This is a genomic window from Larkinella knui, assembly GCF_003858645.1.
In the GTDB taxonomy this organism is placed as follows: domain Bacteria; phylum Bacteroidota; class Bacteroidia; order Cytophagales; family Spirosomataceae; genus Larkinella; species Larkinella knui.
In genome coordinates this window covers 412393-432139 of sequence record NZ_RQJP01000006.1, presented here as the reverse complement: position 1 = coordinate 432139, position 19747 = coordinate 412393, and the positions used below count along the sequence as shown (strand labels likewise).

The window sequence follows — 19747 nt, the reverse complement described above, 5'->3', positions numbered from 1 at the left end:
ATAACAGACAATTAATAAACAAACAATGGCTATTACCGCACAAGACGTTAACAGACTCCGGCAGGAAACTGGCGCCGGTATGATGGACTGTAAAAAAGCACTTACTGAAGCCGATGGCGATTTTGAAAAAGCAAAAGACATTCTGCGCAAACAGGGTCAGAAAATTGCCAATAAGCGGGCCGATAATACCACTTCTGAAGGCATCGTTCTGACGCACGTAAGTCCGGATGGCAAAACCGGTCGTGTGGTGGGCTTTGCCTGCGAAACCGAGCCGGTATCGAAAGTCGTTGATTTCCAGAACCTGGCGATGGCCCTGATGGACAATGCCGTTGCTGCCAAACCGGCCACTAAAGAAGACTTGCTGGCATTGCCACAGGCCGATGGCCGTTCATTACAGGATCACATCACCGATCTGATTGGTAAACTGGGTGAAAAACTGGATGTAACAGCCTATGAAGTCGTTACAGCGGAGCAAGTAGTGGCGTACAATCACTCCAATGGTAAATTGGGCGTGTTGGTGGGCCTCAACAACGCCGGTACGACGGACGTTGCCGAAGTAGGTAAAGATATTGCCATGCAGATTGCCGCCATGAAACCGGTTGCGATTGACAAAGACGGCGTTGACTCCAGCATCGTTGAGCGTGAAATCGAAATTGGTAAGGATCAGGCGCGTGCGGAAGGAAAACCGGAAGCCATGCTGGAAAAAATTGCGATGGGTAAGCTGCAAAAATTCTACAAAGATAATACGCTGCTGAACCAGGAATTCGTGAAGGACTCATCGGTTACGATCGCCCAATTGCTGGAGAAAACCAGCAAAGGATTAACCATTTCAGCCTTCAAGCGCGTGGCGATTGGTTAAAAATTCGTTACGGTATTTTCTATTTTTTTGTTTGTAAAAAAAGCCCGGCCTATTTGACCGGGCTTTTTCTATGATATATACTGTTTTTTAATTTTATTTGTACATCCAATAAATGTGTGCCGCTTTTTAGTAACAATAAGAGTGCTTTTTCGCACTGAAAAAAAGAGTTCTGTAGTTATTACTTTCATTATTTAAGCGCCTGATAGGATGATCGCATCGTTGGAAGTTAAGCGGATGACAGACGAAGAACTGGTACGTCTGTACGTTGATAATCAAAGTAACCACTACTTTGAACACCTCTACAGCCGGTATAGTGACAAAGTCTACCGAAAATGTCTGATGTTTACCAAAGATCCCGTTAAAGCGGAAGATTTTACGCACGACATATTTCTGCGTTTAATCATGCGCCTGAGCAGTTTTAAGGAGCAGTCCCGGTTTTCGACCTGGCTATTTTCGATCACCTATAATTATTGTACCGATCAGATCCGGACCAACCGGAAGAAAGCGGAAGTGCGGGTTGATGAAGAAATGGACTGGTTGGATGATAGTGAAGATGAAGACCTGATGGAGATGGAAGCCCAGCGGCTAAAATCGGCATTGGGCTATCTGACCATTGAAGAGCAAAGTCTGCTGCTGATGAAATACCAGGATGAAATTAGCATCAAAGAAATTGCCAACGTTCATAACCTGAGCGAAAGTGCCGTAAAGATGCGGCTAAAAAGAGCGAAGGAAAAACTGAAAAAACGGTACCTGGAAACATTGATTTTCATGGCGTTGTTGCTTGCCAAATTTATGGCCTGGACGAAGTTCAATAAATAGACAATGTTGAACCTGTAGCTCAATGGAATCGATTTACAATGTTTTTAAGGAGATAGAGTTACCGGACACCTGCCCCCCTAGCGTAAAGGAAGAATTAATTTCGGAGATCGATCTGATTCGTAATTCGCTTTCCGTTGTGGAGGTTTACGTCGATGATTTATTTAACGTAGCATCAGCGCTGGTTTCCATTATCAAACTGCCCACTAGATCTTAATGACCTGCTATGAATCGAATTCCGGCTTTTGTTGATATCTTAATCAATACATTTACCACCCTCATCACGCAATTTATTGATTTTGTTCCCCGCATTATCGGCGCGGCTTTTATTATTGCGGTAGGGTTTGGGGTGGCAAAAGCCCTATCCATACTGGTTTCAAAAGTGCTGGCGCGGGTGGGATTTAATCGAATTGGGGATCGGCTAACGGAAATCGATTTCATTAAGCGGCTTAAAACCGAGATCAAACTGAGCGAAATCGTCGCCAAAATTCTCTACTACTTCGTATTATTGATTTTTCTGATGGCCGCCACGGAAACGCTCGGCGTTTCGGCCATTACGGAAATGGTCAAATCGTTGGTCGATTTTATTCCGCGACTCATTGCCGCAGCCATCATGTTACAGGTGGGCGTGCTGGTAGCCGATGCGCTGAAAGGTGCCGTCGTAACACTTTGTCAGTCGTTCAATATCGCTTCCGGAAAACTGCTGGGAATGATCGTGTTTTTTTTCTTTCTGATCATTACGCTCATCAGTGCCCTGGGGCAGGCGGGCATCAACACCGAACTGCTGGAATCAAGCTTTAACCTGCTGATTGGGGGCGTTATTTTTGCGTTTGCCATTGGCTACGGGTTTGCATCGCGCGATGTGATGGCCAATATCCTGTCGTCATTCTACAGTAAAAACCGGTTCTACGAAGGGCAAACTATCCGGGTAGGTGAGGCAAAAGGGACCATTATCCGAATCGACAACACCTCATTGACCCTTCAAACCGGCGATACCGTCACCATTATTCCCCTGCAAAGCCTTCAGTCGCACAATGTGGAGGTGTTCAAGTAATTTGTCCGCTATAACCAGATTCATTTTATGAGAAAGTCGGCCTTGGTGCTCCTGCTACTTTGCTGTAGCTCAACTTTCACGATAGCCCAAAAACTGACCAGACTGGATTCAATCAAAGTTGTTCCGCTCGATACGGTTTACTGGAAACGAACGGCCCAATTCGGGATCAATTTAAACCAAGGGTCATTTAGCAGCAACTGGAAGGGTGGGGGCGTCAATTCCATCGCTTTGGGCGCTTTTTTCAACGCAAAGTCGGATTATATGAAGCGTCGCTTCAACTGGACGAGTGAAGTGCAGTTGCAATACGGTATTGTGAAAAACCAGGGGCAGGATTCCCGCAAAAACGTAGACCGAATTTTCCTGGATACGAAGGTGGGGCACCGGATCAGCCCGGTTTGGCTGGCTTTTGGAAACATCAACTTCCTGTCGCAGTTTGCATCAGGCTATCGCTACGAGACGCTGGCGGGCGGCGGTGAGCGGAATGTGTTGATTTCCAGCTTTTTTGCCCCGGCATTCCTGACAGAATCGATGGGGTTGGAATATAAACCGGTGACGTATTTTAATTTGCAATTCGGCCTTGGTACGATCCGGCAGACCTTTGTAACGAATGATTCGATTACCTTCGGCGTGCCAACGCGGTATGGCGTTGCACCGGGGAAAACCGTACGGAACGAATTTGCCTTTCAGCTCATTGCCAACTTCGACCGGAACATCGCGGAAAATCTGAATCTGAAAGCGCGTTACCAGCTTTTTGCGAATTACTCCACCCTGAACGCCATCGATCACCGGCTCGACATCTCGCTGACGGCTAAAGTCAATAAATACGTCAATGTCAATCTGACCGGAATTGTCCTCTATGACAAAGATCAGGACGACGCCATTCAATACAGTCAGGGATTGGCCATCGGCTTTCTGTACTCATTTTAGAAAAACCAACCCCGATTATTGTTAAGCGGCCTCCGATTCGGACATATACAAAGGAGGAATAACCAGACGATGATAGGTGCCGTTCCGGTTGCTAACCTCCAGGTGGCCGCCAGCCTGTTCGCTCAACGACGTAATCAGTCGTTTGCCGAACGACTGATTGGGGCGTTCCCAACGCTGAATATCCAGGCCAACACCATTATCCTGTACTTCAAGCGTGAGCCGGGGCCGGGCCAGATTCGGGTCGTCGGAATAGTCGGCGGCCAGCCGGATACGAAGAAAAGGGCGCTGAACATGCTCGTAGGCATATTTGAAGGCATTGGTCAGGATTTCGTTCAGGATAAGACCCAGTAGAACCGCTAGATCAACATCGAGCTCTTCCTGCTCAATCAGCAATTCTCGCTCAAACAAAGCCTTGTCGAAGCCGTAAGCTAATAGCAGGCTGTCGAAGAGGTCCGTAATATATTCTTTAATATTGATGGTCGACACATTTTCGGTCATGTACAACCGCTGATGGATCAGTGCCATTGCTTCTACCCGCTGCTGGCCGGCCCGAATCGCCCGAATCGCCTGAACGGCGCCCTCGTCTTCCAGCCGTTTGGATTGCAGCCGGAGCAGGCTGGAGACAATCGCCAGATTATTCTTGACGCGGTGATTTAACTCCCGCAGCAGCGTTTTTAACTGCCTGGACTGTTCCGTAATTTTCTGATGGCTCTCCGAGATAATACGGTTGTTCTCCGTGAGTCGGGCGTTGGTCCGCCGGATGGTGCGATATTGCCAGAATAAAACGCCCAAAAGGCCCACCAGCGCAACCAGACCGGCACTCAGCCAGCCCAGCTGCTGCGCTTTCTGGCTATTTTCTTCGTCGAGTTTTCGAATCTGACTTTCTTTTTCCCGCGCCTGATAGCGACTTTCGGCCATTATCAACTGGCGCGATTTTTCAGCATTGAGCACACTATCGCGGTACATGGCTTTTTGGCGAAAATAAGCCAGAGCCTGACGATCCTGCCCCCGCTTTTCGTAGATACGGGTTAAAATGTCAAAAATTTCTTCTCGGAATTTCAGCCGTTCCGGTCCGGTTTCGCTCCATTTCAGGGCTAGTTGAGCGTATTTTTCAGCTTCGTCCGGCCGGTTGAGCAGCAGGAGCGTATTGGGGAGATTGACGTATATATAGCCCTTCAGATAATCGTCTTTGTGGCGTTCTGCATAGATGAGACACTCCCGATACATTTGTTCGGACTGGGCATATTGTCCGGCATTCTTATACTCGATCGCCCGGTTGAAGCGAGCACCAATGGCATCTTCTCCGTTAGCCTGGTAAATGGCAATCGCCTTGGCATTGTAATACAGGGCTTTTTTTGAATCTTTTCGGGTATCTTCCAGATTGGCCAATTCAGAATAACAATCGGCCATTAAAACCGCCCGGTTATGCTGTTTGGCTAGTTTCAGGGCCTGAAGGCAGTAGAATTCATCCTGCTTCAAATCGTTGGCCAGAAAATAAGTCTGGCCAATTCGCAGCAGAATTAAAATTTTTTGATCGAGTGCCGGAGAATCTTTGAGGAAATCGAGTGCTTTCTGAAAATACTTAAGGGCCTGGGCAAAATTGCCCTGATCAATTTCCAGAAGGCCGAACGACTCATAAACTTTACTGATTTTACGCTCATTCTTTATTCGTTCAGCAATGGCAAGCGCTTCCTTAAGAGCGGTTTGTGACTCTCCCACCCGGCCTTTATGGAGCATTTCTTCGGCAAAATCCTGGTATTTTACAATCTGGACGGTATCTGGTGCTTGAACCAGTTGAGCCCTCAGGCTGTCATAAGCGGTAAGGGAAGCGGGCTGGGCATTGGTCGGTTGATTCAACAAAAATCCTGCCCAGAGGAATAAATACCATTTCATGGATAAAATGAATAGCGTCAGGCGCCAGAACCGGTTTTCTGATTACCAGATTTGAAACTGCTGTATAAAGGCTTGTTTATATTGCCGGCCCAGCGGCACAATGTGCTTACCAACCGTTATTTCACGATCCGAGAATCCTTCCACTTTTTTAATGTGTACCGCAAAAGACCGGTGCACGCGGGCCAATTGTATTTCACTTAAGCGGTCCAGCAAGGTACTAAGTGTCAGCCGGATGGCGTATTTTCGGTCGTTGGTAACAATGGTCGTATAGGCACCATCAGCTTCCAGAATCAGAATATCTTCCAGCAGTATTTTAACAAACTGATAATTGTGTTTGATAAAAATAAGATTGTCAATGCGCAGAATCGTTTCCCGGGAAGGCGAATCTTTTTCCAGAATGCCATTTAATTCTACGGCTTCATCCTGGGCGGTCAATTCGAGTTTATGACTGAAATTATGGAGCGCCAGTTCAATCGCGATGCGCAGGTTACTAATGATAATAGGTTTGGTTAAATAAGCCGAAGGCAGGGTTTGTTTAGCGCGTTCCAGCGTATTTTTATCAGACAAAGCGGTCGTATAAATAATCGGTATGGGCCGAACGGCCTGGATTTGTCCGATGGTTTCGATCCCATCCCAGTCGCCCTTAAGCTGAATGTCGCACACCACCAGGTCGACCCGCTGCGTTTTAAATAATTCGAGTGCTTTGCGACCATTGTTGGCAATTCCTACTACATAATACCCTTCTTCTTCAAGTGTGTCTGATAAATCCATGGCCAAAACAGCCTCATCTTCAATTATCAGTATGTGGATTTGCTCTTTCTCCATGCCTTGGCCTCGTCAGAACGGTAAATTACAGATTATTACTGATAGTAGTATGGTAAAGTATTCTTTTCTTCCCTTACCAAAATCAAACGTTCAGGTACCAATACCGGTCGTTAATGACCTTTTAACAACATATTATTTCAAGAAAAGTATATTTACACAATTATTCAATAACTGCCTGTATTTGCACCCTTTACCCAGAAATTCAGAGTATGTTAATTCCTTCGTCATCGTCGTCAGGCTCAGTAACGTCTGATTCTGTTTTACAATTGTATTTTCGCGGTTCCCGGCAGCATGTTTTTCAAAGTTCCGATTTGGTTTGCCTGCAGGGAGATGGTAATTATACCTGGTTACACTGGAGAGATCATCCTTCAATTATCATGCCCAAGACCTTGAAGCAGCTGGCAGGTATACTTCCCGCTGAAAGCTTTGCCCGGGTGCACCGCAATAGCATTGTAAATTGTCAGTATGTTGAGCGGGTAGAACGATTGAAAACCGGTTTGGGAGCCATTCATTTAAAAAATGGGATGGTAGTGCCCATATCCCGACGTCGGTGGGAGCTTATTTATGACTTGTTAAGGAACGCATAACACTGGAATAAACGGACAGTTGAGCCGAAAAAACCAGGTAGAATTAACTCATTTTCTCTGTCAGACTCATACAGTATTCTATGCTTTCAATTAATGACCCTAATTTCGAACAGCAGGTCGATTTATTGAATATATTCTACCTTCGAAGCGAAGGGCAGAAGACCTGGATCATTTATTTTGACAACAACGCCCAACAGTGTGTGTCAATTGCGGGTTCGCTCACGGACTGGGAAAAACATTTGCCCGATTTTTGGCGGATCAACGAAAGTTATCTCATCAATCCATCCATCATCTACCGGTTTTATCCGGCAGAAATGCCCCATTTTCCGCTGCCGCTGATTGAGCTTATTTCCGGGCGCGTACTCGCTGTTAGTCGGCAGCGAACAAAAACCGTTCTGCGGAAATGGAACTATCTGCAGCAGTCTGCCATCTCCTGACACGCAAAATAGTTTGTAACCTATAAAGCATAAAAAAGCGCGATACCGTTGGGTACCGCGCTTTTTTATGGAATTATTTATTGAGATTTTACTTGATGGCAAACGAACCTTCACCGATCCGGAATCCTTCCGAGTAAAATTCAATAGTATATTTACCCGGTTTGTAAGGAACGGTTCCCCGGTTGTAAGTCAACTCAACGTTCTGGTTGTTGTTGGTGAAAGGAACGGTTTGTTTCACCGTGTAAATCTGCTCCTGTCCGTTAACCTGGAAGGTGCCCGAGCCATTCGCCATATCAGACACGACTGCACCGGATGGGTCAAGCACCCGAACATACACTTCTTTTTCTTCCTGCTTCGTCAGCGGGTTTTCAGGCAGCATATAAACAACTTTCAGTTTATCAACGCGTTTTGCTTTCACTTCATCTTCCGTAGCATCCCGTTGCTTGCCTTTCGAATTCAGCGCAAATACCCGAACATTCTGCGCTTTCAAGGCCGCAGCCCGGGTTACTTTCTCCGATAAATCCTTGTTAACCGTGGCAATATTGGATACGGAATCCTGCAAAGACTGCTTTTCAGTTTGCAGCGTCGTGTTCGCATCCGCCAGCGTCTGGTTGTTGGTTGCCAATACCTGATTTTCAGTTTTCAACTGGGCAATCAGTGTATCTTTCTCGACCAGATAAGCTTCGTATTGCTTGATTTTGGCTTCGTACTTGGCAATCGAAATGCGTTGACCTTTCCGAAGAGCCGCTTTGTCGCGTTCCAGATCAGCTTTTACCCGTTCCAGATCGGTAATATCGCCCCCTAATTTTTTTACTTCAGCGATTTTAGCGTCCAGAGCGGTCGAGATCGAATCCAGTCTCGTCCGGGTCGTTGCTAATTCTTCCACGCGGGTGGCAATCGTTGCTTCCTGATTCTTTCCGACTTCTTTCTGTTCGTACAACAGATAACTGGACACACCGGCCAGAATGGTCATGATAACTAAGGCTGCTACGAGCGCTCCGTTGGCTTTTGGCTTATTGTTTTCCATAACTTCTTTGTGCGGTTTGATTTGAATTAGACAGAATTAAACAAAAATACTTGTGTAAAAAACGCTTCATTCAATCAGGTTAAGGTTAAAAAAGACGACTACATTGTAACCATAACGGGAGGTTCTGTTGAGTTAGTGTATCAGGGAATTAAATTTTAGCAAATCGCTAAGTCCTGAATCAGAGTACCTTCGTTATCGGCTGGACTGTTAATTATAACTTCATTAACGCAAAAAAAGTTACATAAATAGAAAAACACCTCTAAAAAGTCCCATTTTTCCTGCGTATGCCCGAATTACCTGAAGTTGAAATTTACCGCCGTTACCTGGAAACTTCTTCGCTGAACCAACCCATCGAATCGGTTGACGTTGAAGACCGCAAACTGTTGACAACCGATTTTACTACGCTTCAGGAAGCTCTCACTGGTCGTTGGTTTACCGGCACCCGGCGGATTGGGAAAAACCTGTTTGTGATGACCAACGGACCCGGCCCAACCGACGAACCGGTTATTCTGCACATGCATTTCGGCATGACGGGCGATCTGGACTATTATCATTCATCAATTGACCGGCCAAAATACGCCCGGATCGTATTCCACTTCCGCAATGGCTTCAATTTAGGCTTTATCTGTCCCCGCAAATTCGAGCGGATTGGCTTAATCACGGACATAGATACCTATTTAAAACGGAAAAAGATTGGGAAAGACGGTTTGGAGATCACCTTTTCCGAGCTAACGGGACAAATCCAGCGTAAAAAAGCCCTGATCAAACCGGTATTGATGGATCAAAGCACGGTGGCTGGATTGGGCAACTGGATCGTCGATGAGGTGCTGTTTCAGGCCCGGGTGCATCCCGAAAAACGGACGGAAAGCCTGACTGACGACGAAATCCGGCGACTCCACGACGCCATCCGGCTGGTGCTGACCACCGCCATTCGCCACGAAGCCCAATACCGCGATTTTCCGGTCGGTTTTCTGATTCACGTTCGGGAGTGGGACAATTCGCCGTATGACGACGTGGAAGCCCATAAGTTCTGCCCCCGCTGCGGAACGCGGATTGAAAAGATCGTAGTCGGCGGCCGGACCACGTATTTCTGTCCGAACGATCAACGCATCCACGAACCGCCGGGCGGCCCCGTTTAGTCCATGAACTCCTGGTTTAGCGTTAAGAATCTAAAATGACGGGAATTTCACGGACTAAAGTTCGTGGGTACTTCAGAAAAAATCCCGTTCTTGCGATTTCCTAATCCTGAACCACCTTGGCTACTGTACTTCCTGAATTTCGTGCCGGTCGACTGATGTCGATGGACGCTTACCGCGGCTTTGTCATGTTTCTGATGGCCGCCGAAATCCTCCATTACGGCCGGATTTCGGAAGCCTTGCCCGATAGTTCGTTCTGGCGTTTTATGGATCATCACCAAAGCCATGTCGAATGGTTTGGCTGTACGCTGCATGATCTGATTCAGCCGTCGTTCTCGTTTCTGGTGGGCGTTGCCCTGCCGTATTCCATTGCCAGCCGACAGGCCAAAGATGAACCGTTTGGCGTCATGTTCGCCCAGACGCTCCGGCGCTCCCTGATTCTGGTTCTGCTCGGTATTTTTCTGCGGTCGGTAGGCCGTGAGCAGACCAATTTCACGTTTGAAGACACCCTGACGCAAATCGGTCTTGGTTATCCGTTTCTTTTTTTGCTGGGCTTTCGTTCCACGCGCACCGTTTGGGTCGCTTTGGCGGCTATTCTGGTGGGCTACTGGCTGGCCTTTGTGCTGTATCCGTTGCCCGGACCCGGTTTTTCCTACGAAGCGGTGGGTGTTCCCGCCGACTGGCCCTACCACAAAACCGGTATTGCGGCTCACTTCAACAAAAACAGCAACCTGGCCTGGGCGTTCGATACCTGGTTTCTGAACCTCTTTCCGCGTGCAAAAACGTTTCTATACAATGGCGGAGGGTACGCAACCCTGAGTTTTATTCCAACCTTGGGAACGATGGTTCTGGGTCTGCAAGCCGGGCGATGGCTGCGGGCCGGTTTGCCCTATCCCGACCTGCTGAAGCGGTTTTTACTGGCCGGTGTCATGGGTCTGGCGACGGGCTGGCTGCTGACCATCACCGGCATCAGTCCTTCTATCAAACGCATCTGGACGCCCGGCTGGGTGTTGTTCAGTGGCGGCTGGTGCTTTTTGCTCATTTCAGCTTTCTACTATATAATAGACGTGCGGCAATGGCGCGGCTGGGCGTTTCCGCTGGTGGTGATTGGCATGAACTCCATTGCCATTTACTGCCTCGTTCACCTCATCGATCATTTTATCATCGACACCTTCAAGACGCACCTCGGCCAAACCGTATTCGACCAGTTCGGCCCATACGAGCCGTTAGCGAGTGGGGGAGCGGCTTTGCTGGTTTTCTGGCTGATTTTGTACTGGATGTATAAAAAGAAGCTCTTTATTCGGGTATAGAACAAAAACACCCCTGAACCAGCAGGCTCAGGGGTGAAAAGTAAAGGGAAGGAATAGAAAACTTAACGCACCCGGGCTTTCACCACCGGACTGTAGTTGTATTTGGCAACCCCTGTCGTCCGAACGCCTACCCGGAAATAATACTCGCCTTTCGGCAAATGCGTATCGGCCCATTTGAATGTGAACGTGCGGGGCGTGCCCACCAGGCTGGCATCCGTTACGCTACCGGCAATATCCTGCCGCCAGAGGTTGATAAAATAGCCGGATGTGTTGGAACTGATGCTTTCATCGACTTTCGCGTAATCGTTGATCATGAAAATGATCTGCGATATTTTGGTCGTCGTGTTGGCGGCCGGTTTCGTGATCGTATACGTAAAGGTGCTATCGGTTACACTTGCCGCAATTCGGTAAAACGGGGTTACCTTGAAATTCAGTTCCTTACGGTCGCCATTGCCGAGATCCACCGTTGCCGAATCTCCGGGCTGGTAGAGGAATGCGCCATCGCGCGGAAGGGCTTTGTAGGTGCCCGCAAAAAACTGCGAAGCGGAAAATTCACCATTGGCTTTTAGCTCAATATCGGTTGTGCCGGGATTTGGATATTTGGCTTTATCCCACTGAATAAACCGGACCGTGCCACCACCCGGCTGCCGAAGTTCCAGCGGCTGACCGTTTTCAGCATCCGTCACTTTTCCGTAAATCCCCGCATCCGGGGCCACAAAATTATCCCAGTTCTTGCAGCCACTGATTGCGGCAACGAACAGAACGGGTAGAAAAAATACGAGTTTGATCGGTTTCATACGTACGGTTTTTTAATAGCCCGGATTTCCATTTCCTAATAAGGAGCCAGCTTTGCTGCGTTCCGACGATGGAATTTGAAAGTAGTAGTCTTTGACCTGATAGGTTTTTCCACCGCCATTCGGCGTCTTTTCGAAGACGTAATCCTTCGCATTGACGTCGTAATAGATGTACAGCCCGTTGGGAATCCAGCCGCTGAATTCGGTGGTCAGCGTCCGCCATCGTCTCAAATCCCAGAATGTCCGGTTTTCGAAGGCCAGCTCCACATTCCGTTCGTTCCGGATTTTGGTTCGGTCGATGGTCGTCAGTTTCGCAATCCCCGCCCGGGTGCGGAGTTGGTTGACCGCATCCAGGGCTTCGGTGGCCGGTTTCCCCAGTTCAAAAGCCGCTTCGGCATAATTCAGCAACACTTCGCCCAGCCGCATGTCGAGCCAGTCGGTTTCGGAGGTCCAGTCGACGCACAAATTGGCGGGCCGGGCGGGATCGAGCCACTTTTTCAGCCAGAAGACACTGGCCCCGTTGTTGGAATTGCCGGTGGCCCGCACCGAATTAGCCGTTGGGTTGGCGACAATCTGTTTCTTGTCGATGTCGAAATACTGATTGAGCGCCGTCCCGTTATACCGTACGCCGTTGAAAATAACGCCCCGCTGCCCCGTAATTTCGGCCCCTTTGAACGAACTTCCGGTCGAGATGACGGAGCCAAAAAAGCGCGGATCTTTGTTTTTGAACACATCCTGCGGGTTTTTGTAGTGGACATAAGCGCCGGGCGTTCCGATGTTCAGCGTTCCGGGGGTGCCATCCATATACTCAAACCGCTCGACCATATCCAGGGGTGGTGTCAGCCGATTGGCGTATCCGATTGGCGAACGAATGGCTTCCGGCAAGGCCATCAGATCCTGCGAATGCGTCCGTCGCGTCGATTCGTAATCCCAGCCTTTGCAGAAAATGGCTTCCGGATTGCCTTGCAGTTCATAAAAAAGCAACTGGAAATTCTGCGCTTTGTCGGTCGGATACTTGTTGAAAAGGCTATACTTTCCACTTTCGATAATGGCTTTTGACGCATCGTAAGCGGCTTGTAGATAAGGCGTTGCTTTGGCCGGATCAATGCCCACCAGCCCATTCAGGTCAACCGTTCCGAACTTGGCAATGGAACCCGCATGTAACATCGACCGGGAAAGCAACGCCAGTGCCACGTACTTATTGGCCCGTCCATACACGCTCGTGGCTGGAAGGTTGGCGGCCGCAAAATCCAGATCTGATTTTACCAGATCCCAAACTTCCGCTTCCTTGCTTCGTGGCAGGTTCAGATCCTGCGTATTGCCATCGACGGCGGTTTGTGGTTCCAGCAAAATCGGCACACCGCCCCAATATTTGACCAGTTCCTGGTAATAATAAGCCCGCACAAATTTGGCTTCGGCGACGTAGGCATTTTTGGTGGCTTCGGGAAGGGTAACCGTCGCGATTTCCTTGATAAACGTGTTGACGTTCCGAATTGCCCGGTACAATTTGCCCCAGTTTTCGTCATTGTTGGAGGCATTGTTGGAATTGGTCGCTTCCCAGGTCCAGTTGGCCGTATAGCCGTCGCCGTTTCCGGGAAATTCGCCAAACCGGCCGTTGCAATAACTGAAATCTTCGATGGGTAAATCCTTGTACAGCGTGGCAAAATAGGCTTCCACGGCTTCCGGACTGCTATAAACCTGTTCGGCCGTCAGCAGGTCGACCGGTTTTTTATCCAGAAAATTATCGTTGCAGGCCGACAGACTCAGCAGGGCCAGCAAGACTACATAGTTTTTAAGATTCTTCATGGGTATCGTGTGATCAAAAAGAAAGTTGCAGGCCCAGGTTCACGTTCATCGTCAGCGGATAGTTGTAGCTGTAAAGCCGGTCATCCGTGTATTCGGGGTCCACAAAATCAAGTCCTTTCGAAAAAGTAAAAAGGTTGTAGCCGTTGCCAAAGACGCGCAATCCTTTGATGTGGGCTTTGCTCAACAGTGTTTTGGGCAGACTATAGCCGATTTCCAGGCTTTTCACCCGCAGGTAAGTCGCATCGAACCGCCAGAATTCGTTGCTCCTGTAATTCTGGCGCTGGCCCGTCGACGGGTATTTGCCCGGAATCCATTCACTGGCCGCATCCACCACATCCGAGCGATGCCAGCGGTCGTTAAACGCGCTGATCGGGTTGGCCGTGGCAAAATAAAACGGTCGGGATAACTGATCCTGATAAGCAACCTGGTACATGGTGGCACCCTGCAACAGCATCGAAACGTCGAAGCCTTTCCAAGAAACCGAGATGTTTGTCCCGAAATAAATGGCCGGTTTGCTCTGCCCGCGCCCGATAACGGTTTCATCAAGATTGGAAATAATTCCGTCGCCGTTCAGGTCGACGTATTTGATATCGCCGGGCAGAATCGTCCGGTTTCCCGCGCCATCTATGATCGGGGCATTCCGGATTTCCTCCAGCGTTTGAAACTGCCCATCGGTTTTGTAGCCCCAGACAATGTCGTTGAACCGACCGGTATTGCGGTTTCGCCAGAAATCGTAATCGCTGTTGGCGGGCGTTTCTTCGCGATACCGGTATTGCGTCCGGGCGTAACTCATGTTGGCCGAAATCGAGTAATTGACCCCCCGAAACTTGTTGCGGTGGCCCAGAACGATCTCAAATCCCTGCGTACGGTCCTGATTCAGATTGACTTGCGGCAGATTGACGCCGTAGGTGGCCGGAATGGTCGAAATCCGGTCGCCCAGCAACCCGTCGCGATCCCGGCGGAATACGTCGGCTTCGAACGTGAGCAGGCTGTTCCAGAGCGAACCTTCCAGGCCAAAATTGGTAGTCGTCGAGGTATACCACGTAATGTTGGGATTGGCCGAGTTTTTGAAACCGAGCCCGCCCACAAACGTCGTTCCAAACTGATAGCCGCTGCTGGGGTACGTATACCCGGTCAGAAACTGGAAAGAAGCGCCCGAAATACCGTCATCACCCAACATACCGTACGAACCGCGTAGTTTCAGATTGGATATAAAGGGCAGATTGTTGCGGATAAAGGCTTCTTCGGAAAGCCGCCAGCCCGCCGAAACATAGGGAAAAAAGCCCCAGCGGCTGTTTTTGGGGAAGCTCGAAGAACCGTCGTACCGAAAACCGGCCTCGACCAGATACTTCCCGGCGTAATCGTAATTGACGCGACCCACGTAGCTCCTGTTGGCGCTCGAACTGTAACCGGAGCCAATGGCATCGGTTTTCCGGCTTCCGGCCGCCAACTGGTCAACCGCATCGATGATAAACTGGGTCGAAGCGTTGTTGCTGTTGTTGACGCGGTCGATCTGTTCATACAGGCCGAGCGCGCCAACGTTGTGCTTTCCGAAGCTGTTCTGGTAATTGAACGACAGCTGAACATCATTCCGTTTTCCCTGCCCGAACGCTTCATTGATGCGGGAAGGGGCAAGGTGCGAATACGGTTTCTGGTAATAGGTCTGCGTAGCCGCGTCGAACAGATACTCATACTGATTGTATTTCTTGGTAAACTGCTTCCGGAAGCTGTAGTTGATGTCGTAAGCATACTGGGCCTTGACGCTCAGCCCTTTCACAAACGGAACTGCGTATGACAACTGAAACGTGGAGGTCAGAAATTTTTCATCATTCCGGTTATATCCGCTGTACGCTTCGGAAAAATCGGCAATCGGATGGCTCAACGCGCTCAGGGGCTGACGCAGATAAGCCGGGTCGTTGTTCGAATACAGCGGTTCGGTCGGGTCCCACTGCCAGGTATTTTTCAGCAAAGCCCAGATCGCCTGGCTCGGTTCATTGCTGATCGAGTTGATCAGCGCAATGTTCGCGCCCAGTGTCAGCCCTTTGGTCAGTTCGGCATCGACATTGAGCCGGAGGTTGTATTTTTTTCCGGTCATAATATCCGAATTGAACAAACCGCCTTCGCCAAAATAGCCGGCAGAGGCAAAATACCGGAGTTTGTCCGTTCCGCCGTTAATCGTCAGATTGTGTTGCTGTTGCGACGCCCGATCGCGCAAAACCGCCTTTAAAAAATCCGTACTGGTGGCTTTCCCGCTTTGAAAATCGGCCAGTTGCGTAGCCGAATACTTGGGGGGCGTCAGCTCGCCCCGGTTGCTGATGTTGTTGTTTACGTGTTGCTCGTTGAACAGGGTAGCGTACTGAAAGGCGTTCGACAATTCGGGGTATTTGGTGATAATCTGCTGCCCGACGTGCGTCGTGTAATTCACCTGAACCTTGCCCTGGCTCCCTTTTTTGGTGGTCACCAGCACCACGCCGTTGGCCGCTTTCACGCCGTAGATAGCCGCCGTGGCATCTTTCAGAATCGAGACACTTTCAATTTCGTTGGGATCGAGCCGGTCAAAACCGGACTTATCGCGCTGAACGCCATCCACAATGATCAGGGGTCCGCCGGTTTGATTGCCGGCGATGTCGTTGGGATCGGTATAACTAAACCCCCGAATGTCGATCTGGGAATCGTATTTACCGGGTTGACTCGACAACTGCACCACCCGAACGCCGGGAGCGCGCCCGGTCAGCGTATTGGTTACGTCGTTGTTCGAGTTGATCACCAGTTCTTTACTGGCCACGGTGGCGATGGCGCCCGTCACGTTCACCTTCCGCTGCGTACCGTAACCGACAACGACCACTTCACCCAGCGCCTGCGCATCCTCTTTCAGGGTAACATCCAGCATACTGCGGTTATCGACAGCCACTTCGTAGGAGAGGTAGCCGACAAACGAAAAAACCAGCGTGGTTTTGTCGTTCGGGACGCTGAGGGAATACAGGCCTTTTTCGTTGGTGGTTGTGCCCCGGGTAGTTCCTTTGATCACGATATTCACCCCCGGCAATACGGCATTCTTTTCATCGGAAACTTTTCCCGTAATCGTGCGCTCCTGTCGTTTGCTGCTCGCCAGCGCGGTTTGCAACCGGAGCGGCCGGGCAACGGAAGCCGTTAGGAAACCGGGTTGGCGGGCCGGGAGCGCCTGAGCCTGCCCATGGCGTGGGGTGGCTACGCCGGTAAGTAAAACTAGCCAGGCGAGCGGTCTGAACGGTAAGGGTCCCTTCTTGAGGATCGATATAAGTTTTTGCATAAACCCTGAAATTTTTGGATTAAACAGGGTACGAAGAACGGGGGCCGGGCTTAAAAAAATCTTAATAAATGCTTAATTAGCAGGCCTTCGGTCTATGTTTTATCACTATTATTATCGTTTTTTTCTAATTTATCCGCCAGCAGCGAAACGCGGCAATGGTTTTGACAGGACCTGATTATTGGATAACTTAGGGGCATTGAGGCATCAGTCGTCTCTAAAAAATAAGCCGTACAAGGAAAGACGATGCTCAGAAAGTCAAGAAGTACCGACTGACGGGCTGGACAATCAGAATGATGGAAGGCTTTACCCAATCACTATCCCGCTTTTTACTGCGTTTATCTGGTTATACCCTGGCCGCACTTTTGCTGGCTACCGCTTCGCTGAGTGCCCAATCGTATGGGTTGCGCTTTGTGGGTCATGAAGAAATACAGGACAACCGGACTTCACTGGATTTGACCCCCGAAAAACCGCTGTGTTTCAACGGCAACGTCGAGTTGTCGTTTGATGTGTCGCTGGCGGCCAGTTATAAAACCTACTTTGGCTACATTTTCCGGATTATTCAGGACGACAAACAAAACCTCGATCTGCTCTACGACCAGAAGTCGCTGAACTTCAAAATCGTCATTGGCGAGCGGTTTTCCCAATCCGTTATCAAGCTCGACTCGGCGCATTTATTCAACCATTGGAATCGGTTTAAACTCCAGATGGACCTGAAAAGCCAGGCGTTGCGCGTTTACGTCAACAACAAACTAGTCGTCACCGATAAACTCGCGTTTAAAGAATCCGGTTGTTTTAAGCTGTTTTTTGGCGGCAATGAATTCCGGGAGTTCAAATCGAAGGATTTGCCGCCCATGGATATCAGGGACATCCGTTTGTCTGAAAATGACGAACAGATTCACCACTGGCCTTTGAATGAAGTCAAAGGAACGACGACAAAGGATGCGGTTTCGGGCCAGGTGGCTGCCGTCAAAAATCCGGTCTGGGTTAAAGCCCTGCACAATGAGTGGCAATTGGCCGATCAGTTTACCTTGAAGGGCCGGGCCAACGCGACCTTCGATCCGTCGTCCGAAACCGTGTACGTCGTTGCGTCCGGCGCACTCTATCACTACGCAGTCCGGAACCGGCAGGGCAACGTTCAATTTCATAAAAACCCGCCGGAGAGCTTTTTTCTGGGCAGTCAGGCGATTTATAATCCCTATACCGCCCGGCTTTATAATTATTACGTAGATCAGAAAGCGGTTTCGGGGTATGATCCGGTTTCCCGCACCTGGACGACCGAATCGATTACGCCCAATCCCATCAAGGTAACGGAGTACTGGCACGCCAATCAGTTCATCGCCCGGTCCGATTCATGCTTGTACATTCTGGGCGGCTACGGGCAGTTGACGTATAAAAACAGCATCCACCGGTATCGGTTTTCGACCCACAAATGGGATACGATCCCGACCACCAGCGACGCTTACACGCCCCGGTATTTAGCGGCTTTGGGTACCACACCGGGCGCCGATACGGCCTATCTAATGGGCGGTTATGGCAGTTTGACCGGCGAGCAAATGCTCAATCCGAAAAATAATTATGACTTTTTGCAGTATCTGGTCAAGGAAAACACGTTCCGGAAAATTTATGAATTAGAGGTTCCGAAAACCGATTTTGCGTTTGCCAATTCGCTGGTAATCGATCCTAAGTCGAAGGTGTATTACGGACTCATTTTTCCGAATCAGCAATTTAAATCACAACTCCAGCTGATTCGGGGCTCTTTATCGGAGCCGATTTATGAACGGGTCGGTCACTCGATTCCGTATCAATTCCACGATATTCACTCGTATTCGGATCTGTATTATTGTCCGGTTAGCCAGAAGCTGGTGGCCGTTACGCTGTACCGAAATGAGCCGAATAACACCACGGATGTAAAGATTTATTCGATTGCGTTTCCGCCAAATAAGCTGGCTGTTCAGACGGCGTCGACAAAACCGGCAGCGGGTTTCTATTGGCCGTGGCTGCTGGCGGGCGTTGCGGCCGGAGCGGGCTTGCTTGTTTTTCTGTATTTCCGTAATATTCGCCGGTTCAAAGCACAAGAGGTTGCGAATCAACACCTGGCTAAACCCAGTGAGCCGGAGCCACTGCCACTCGTGGGGAAACTTTCGGCCAATCAGGCTTTAGGAACTGACCCCACGCCCCCTACGAGACTCTTCTTTTTTGGTAATTTTCAGGTATTCGATCAGGATGGAAACGACATCACCAAAGCGTTTACGCCCCTGCTGAAAGAGCTTTTCCTGCTGCTGGCCCTCAACAGCATCGGTAAGCAGCGTGGGGTTCCGTCCGAAAAACTGAACGAACTCCTCTGGCCCGATAAATCCGGTCGGGATGCGAGTAATAACCGTTCCGTCAACATTGCCAAACTGAGGAATATTCTCGACAAGGTCGGTTTTTGTTCACTTTCCAAAGAATCCGGTTACTGGAAAATAGAATTTGATTTCAATCAGCTTTACGTCGATTACGAACGCTACCTGGCCATTATCAATGACAAAACCGCCCTGACCAAGCGGACGATTTTTGAGCTCGGTGAAATCACCAAACGCGGTTCTTTTTTGCTGAATACCGAATACTACTGGCTGGACGATTTTAAGGCGGATATTTCGAATAAGATTATCAACACGTTTCTGCAATACGCTGATAAACTGACTATTAGCGATGATCCGGAGTTCCTGATCCAGATTACCAACTTCATTTTTTATTACGATCCCGTCAATGAAGAAGCCATTATTCTGAAGTGCAAAGCCTTGTCGTTGATGGGAAAACACACCCTGGCAAAGAACACGTTCGAGAAATTTGTCCGGGATTACAAAGCCATCTATGGCGAAGAATACGAGCAGTCGTTTTCGGCCATTATCGACTAATTTTTGCGGATTGCGAACGGTTTACCAAATTTTCCGGCCGTTCCGCCTGGTTTCCGGCGCAATTAAGGGTTTATTAAGATTTTTTTAAGT

15 protein-coding genes are annotated in these 19747 nt (G+C 49.2%); 9 read left to right on the top strand and 6 right to left on the bottom strand.

Features of this window, described 5'->3' with window-relative positions; genetic code table 11:
- The first annotated feature begins 25 nt into the window (after nucleotides 1–25).
- The 4 genes from tsf to EHT87_RS27775 all read left to right on the top strand — a co-directional run bounded on the left by tsf (nucleotide 26) and on the right by EHT87_RS27775 (nucleotide 3656).
- Nucleotides 26–859 carry a translation elongation factor Ts gene (gene tsf / locus EHT87_RS27795; RefSeq protein ID WP_124910043.1) on the top strand — a complete coding sequence of 278 codons (834 nt, stop codon included), beginning with the start codon at nucleotides 26–28 and terminating at the stop codon, nucleotides 857–859.
- A gap of 207 nt (nucleotides 860–1066) precedes the next feature.
- The gene (locus EHT87_RS27790; protein ID WP_124910042.1) at nucleotides 1067–1678 is read left to right on the top strand and encodes an RNA polymerase sigma factor; all 612 of its coding nucleotides are present in this window, start codon (nucleotides 1067–1069) and stop codon (nucleotides 1676–1678) included.
- A 223-nt stretch (nucleotides 1679–1901) separates the two neighbouring features.
- On the top strand, nucleotides 1902–2729 hold the full coding sequence (locus EHT87_RS27780; RefSeq protein ID WP_124910040.1) for a mechanosensitive ion channel family protein: 828 nt from the start codon (nucleotides 1902–1904) through the stop codon (nucleotides 2727–2729).
- Nucleotides 2730–2756: 27 nt separating this feature from the next.
- Nucleotides 2757–3656 carry a DUF3078 domain-containing protein gene (locus EHT87_RS27775; protein WP_124910039.1) on the top strand — a complete coding sequence of 300 codons (900 nt, stop codon included), beginning with the start codon at nucleotides 2757–2759 and terminating at the stop codon, nucleotides 3654–3656.
- A 21-nt stretch (nucleotides 3657–3677) separates the two neighbouring features.
- Here EHT87_RS27775 and EHT87_RS27770 read toward each other — a convergent pair whose 3' ends face one another.
- Nucleotides 3678–5549, bottom strand: coding sequence for a histidine kinase dimerization/phosphoacceptor domain -containing protein (locus EHT87_RS27770; RefSeq protein ID WP_124910038.1), 1872 nt, complete (start codon nucleotides 5547–5549; stop codon nucleotides 3678–3680).
- A gap of 42 nt (nucleotides 5550–5591) precedes the next feature.
- On the bottom strand, nucleotides 5592–6374 hold the full coding sequence (locus EHT87_RS27765; protein ID WP_124910037.1) for a response regulator: 783 nt from the start codon (nucleotides 6372–6374) through the stop codon (nucleotides 5592–5594).
- A gap of 209 nt (nucleotides 6375–6583) precedes the next feature.
- Between EHT87_RS27765 and EHT87_RS27760 the strand changes: the two genes are divergently transcribed.
- Together EHT87_RS27760 and EHT87_RS27755 are read left to right on the top strand one after the other, a co-directional pair.
- Nucleotides 6584–6961: a LytR/AlgR family response regulator transcription factor gene (locus tag EHT87_RS27760; RefSeq protein WP_124910036.1), complete on the top strand. Its 378-nt coding sequence runs from the start codon at nucleotides 6584–6586 to the stop codon at nucleotides 6959–6961.
- An 80-nt stretch (nucleotides 6962–7041) separates the two neighbouring features.
- Nucleotides 7042–7398 (top strand): LytTR family DNA-binding domain-containing protein, encoded by a 357-nt coding sequence (locus EHT87_RS27755; protein ID WP_124910035.1) that lies wholly within the window; start codon nucleotides 7042–7044, stop codon nucleotides 7396–7398.
- An 88-nt stretch (nucleotides 7399–7486) separates the two neighbouring features.
- Here the strand turns inward: EHT87_RS27755 and EHT87_RS27750 are convergent, their stop codons facing one another.
- Complete coding sequence (locus tag EHT87_RS27750; protein ID WP_124910034.1) at nucleotides 7487–8425, bottom strand: DUF8428 domain-containing protein; 939 nt, start codon at nucleotides 8423–8425, stop codon at nucleotides 7487–7489.
- A gap of 284 nt (nucleotides 8426–8709) precedes the next feature.
- On the opposite strand from EHT87_RS27750, the gene EHT87_RS27745 reads away from it, so the two are divergent.
- Both EHT87_RS27745 and EHT87_RS27740 read left to right on the top strand, forming a co-directional pair.
- Nucleotides 8710–9564: an Fpg/Nei family DNA glycosylase gene (locus tag EHT87_RS27745; RefSeq protein ID WP_124910033.1), complete on the top strand. Its 855-nt coding sequence runs from the start codon at nucleotides 8710–8712 to the stop codon at nucleotides 9562–9564.
- A 116-nt stretch (nucleotides 9565–9680) separates the two neighbouring features.
- Nucleotides 9681–10871, top strand: a complete 1191-nt coding sequence (locus tag EHT87_RS27740; RefSeq protein ID WP_374756044.1) for an acyltransferase family protein — start codon at nucleotides 9681–9683, stop codon at nucleotides 10869–10871.
- 62 nt (nucleotides 10872–10933) lie between these two features.
- On the opposite strand, the gene EHT87_RS27735 is transcribed toward EHT87_RS27740, so the two are convergent.
- The 3 genes from EHT87_RS27735 to EHT87_RS27725 are packed head-to-tail and all read right to left on the bottom strand — an operon-like array spanning nucleotide 10934 to nucleotide 16760.
- On the bottom strand, nucleotides 10934–11668 hold the full coding sequence (locus tag EHT87_RS27735) for a DUF3823 domain-containing protein (protein ID WP_124910032.1): 735 nt from the start codon (nucleotides 11666–11668) through the stop codon (nucleotides 10934–10936).
- 12 nt (nucleotides 11669–11680) lie between these two features.
- On the bottom strand, nucleotides 11681–13471 hold the full coding sequence (locus EHT87_RS27730; RefSeq protein WP_124910031.1) for a RagB/SusD family nutrient uptake outer membrane protein: 1791 nt from the start codon (nucleotides 13469–13471) through the stop codon (nucleotides 11681–11683).
- A 13-nt stretch (nucleotides 13472–13484) separates the two neighbouring features.
- Nucleotides 13485–16760, bottom strand: a complete 3276-nt coding sequence (locus EHT87_RS27725; RefSeq protein WP_124910030.1) for a SusC/RagA family TonB-linked outer membrane protein — start codon at nucleotides 16758–16760, stop codon at nucleotides 13485–13487.
- Between the two features lie 290 nt (nucleotides 16761–17050).
- On the opposite strand from EHT87_RS27725, the gene EHT87_RS27720 reads away from it, so the two are divergent.
- Entirely contained in the window at nucleotides 17051–19657 is a 2607-nt protein-coding gene (locus EHT87_RS27720; protein ID WP_124910029.1) for a Kelch repeat-containing protein, read from the top strand.
- Nucleotides 19658–19747 lie beyond the last annotated feature (90 nt).

What these genes read in the sequence shown, in the direction of transcription:
- tsf (WP_124910043.1), top strand. Translation starts at nt 26, where the DNA reads ATGGCTATTACCGCACAAGACGTTAACAGACTCCGGCAGGAAACTGGC.
- EHT87_RS27790 (WP_124910042.1), top strand. Translation starts at nt 1,067, where the DNA reads ATGATCGCATCGTTGGAAGTTAAGCGGATGACAGACGAAGAACTGGTA.
- EHT87_RS27780 (WP_124910040.1), top strand. Translation starts at nt 1,902, where the DNA reads ATGAATCGAATTCCGGCTTTTGTTGATATCTTAATCAATACATTTACC.
- EHT87_RS27775 (WP_124910039.1), top strand. Translation starts at nt 2,757, where the DNA reads ATGAGAAAGTCGGCCTTGGTGCTCCTGCTACTTTGCTGTAGCTCAACT.
- EHT87_RS27770 (WP_124910038.1), bottom strand. Translation starts at nt 5,549, where the DNA reads ATGAAATGGTATTTATTCCTCTGGGCAGGATTTTTGTTGAATCAACCG.
- EHT87_RS27765 (WP_124910037.1), bottom strand. Translation starts at nt 6,374, where the DNA reads ATGGAGAAAGAGCAAATCCACATACTGATAATTGAAGATGAGGCTGTT.
- EHT87_RS27760 (WP_124910036.1), top strand. Translation starts at nt 6,584, where the DNA reads ATGTTAATTCCTTCGTCATCGTCGTCAGGCTCAGTAACGTCTGATTCT.
- EHT87_RS27755 (WP_124910035.1), top strand. Translation starts at nt 7,042, where the DNA reads ATGCTTTCAATTAATGACCCTAATTTCGAACAGCAGGTCGATTTATTG.
- EHT87_RS27750 (WP_124910034.1), bottom strand. Translation starts at nt 8,425, where the DNA reads ATGGAAAACAATAAGCCAAAAGCCAACGGAGCGCTCGTAGCAGCCTTA.
- EHT87_RS27745 (WP_124910033.1), top strand. Translation starts at nt 8,710, where the DNA reads ATGCCCGAATTACCTGAAGTTGAAATTTACCGCCGTTACCTGGAAACT.
- EHT87_RS27735 (WP_124910032.1), bottom strand. Translation starts at nt 11,668, where the DNA reads ATGAAACCGATCAAACTCGTATTTTTTCTACCCGTTCTGTTCGTTGCC.
- EHT87_RS27730 (WP_124910031.1), bottom strand. Translation starts at nt 13,471, where the DNA reads ATGAAGAATCTTAAAAACTATGTAGTCTTGCTGGCCCTGCTGAGTCTG.
- EHT87_RS27725 (WP_124910030.1), bottom strand. Translation starts at nt 16,760, where the DNA reads ATGCAAAAACTTATATCGATCCTCAAGAAGGGACCCTTACCGTTCAGA.
- EHT87_RS27720 (WP_124910029.1), top strand. Translation starts at nt 17,051, where the DNA reads ATGATGGAAGGCTTTACCCAATCACTATCCCGCTTTTTACTGCGTTTA.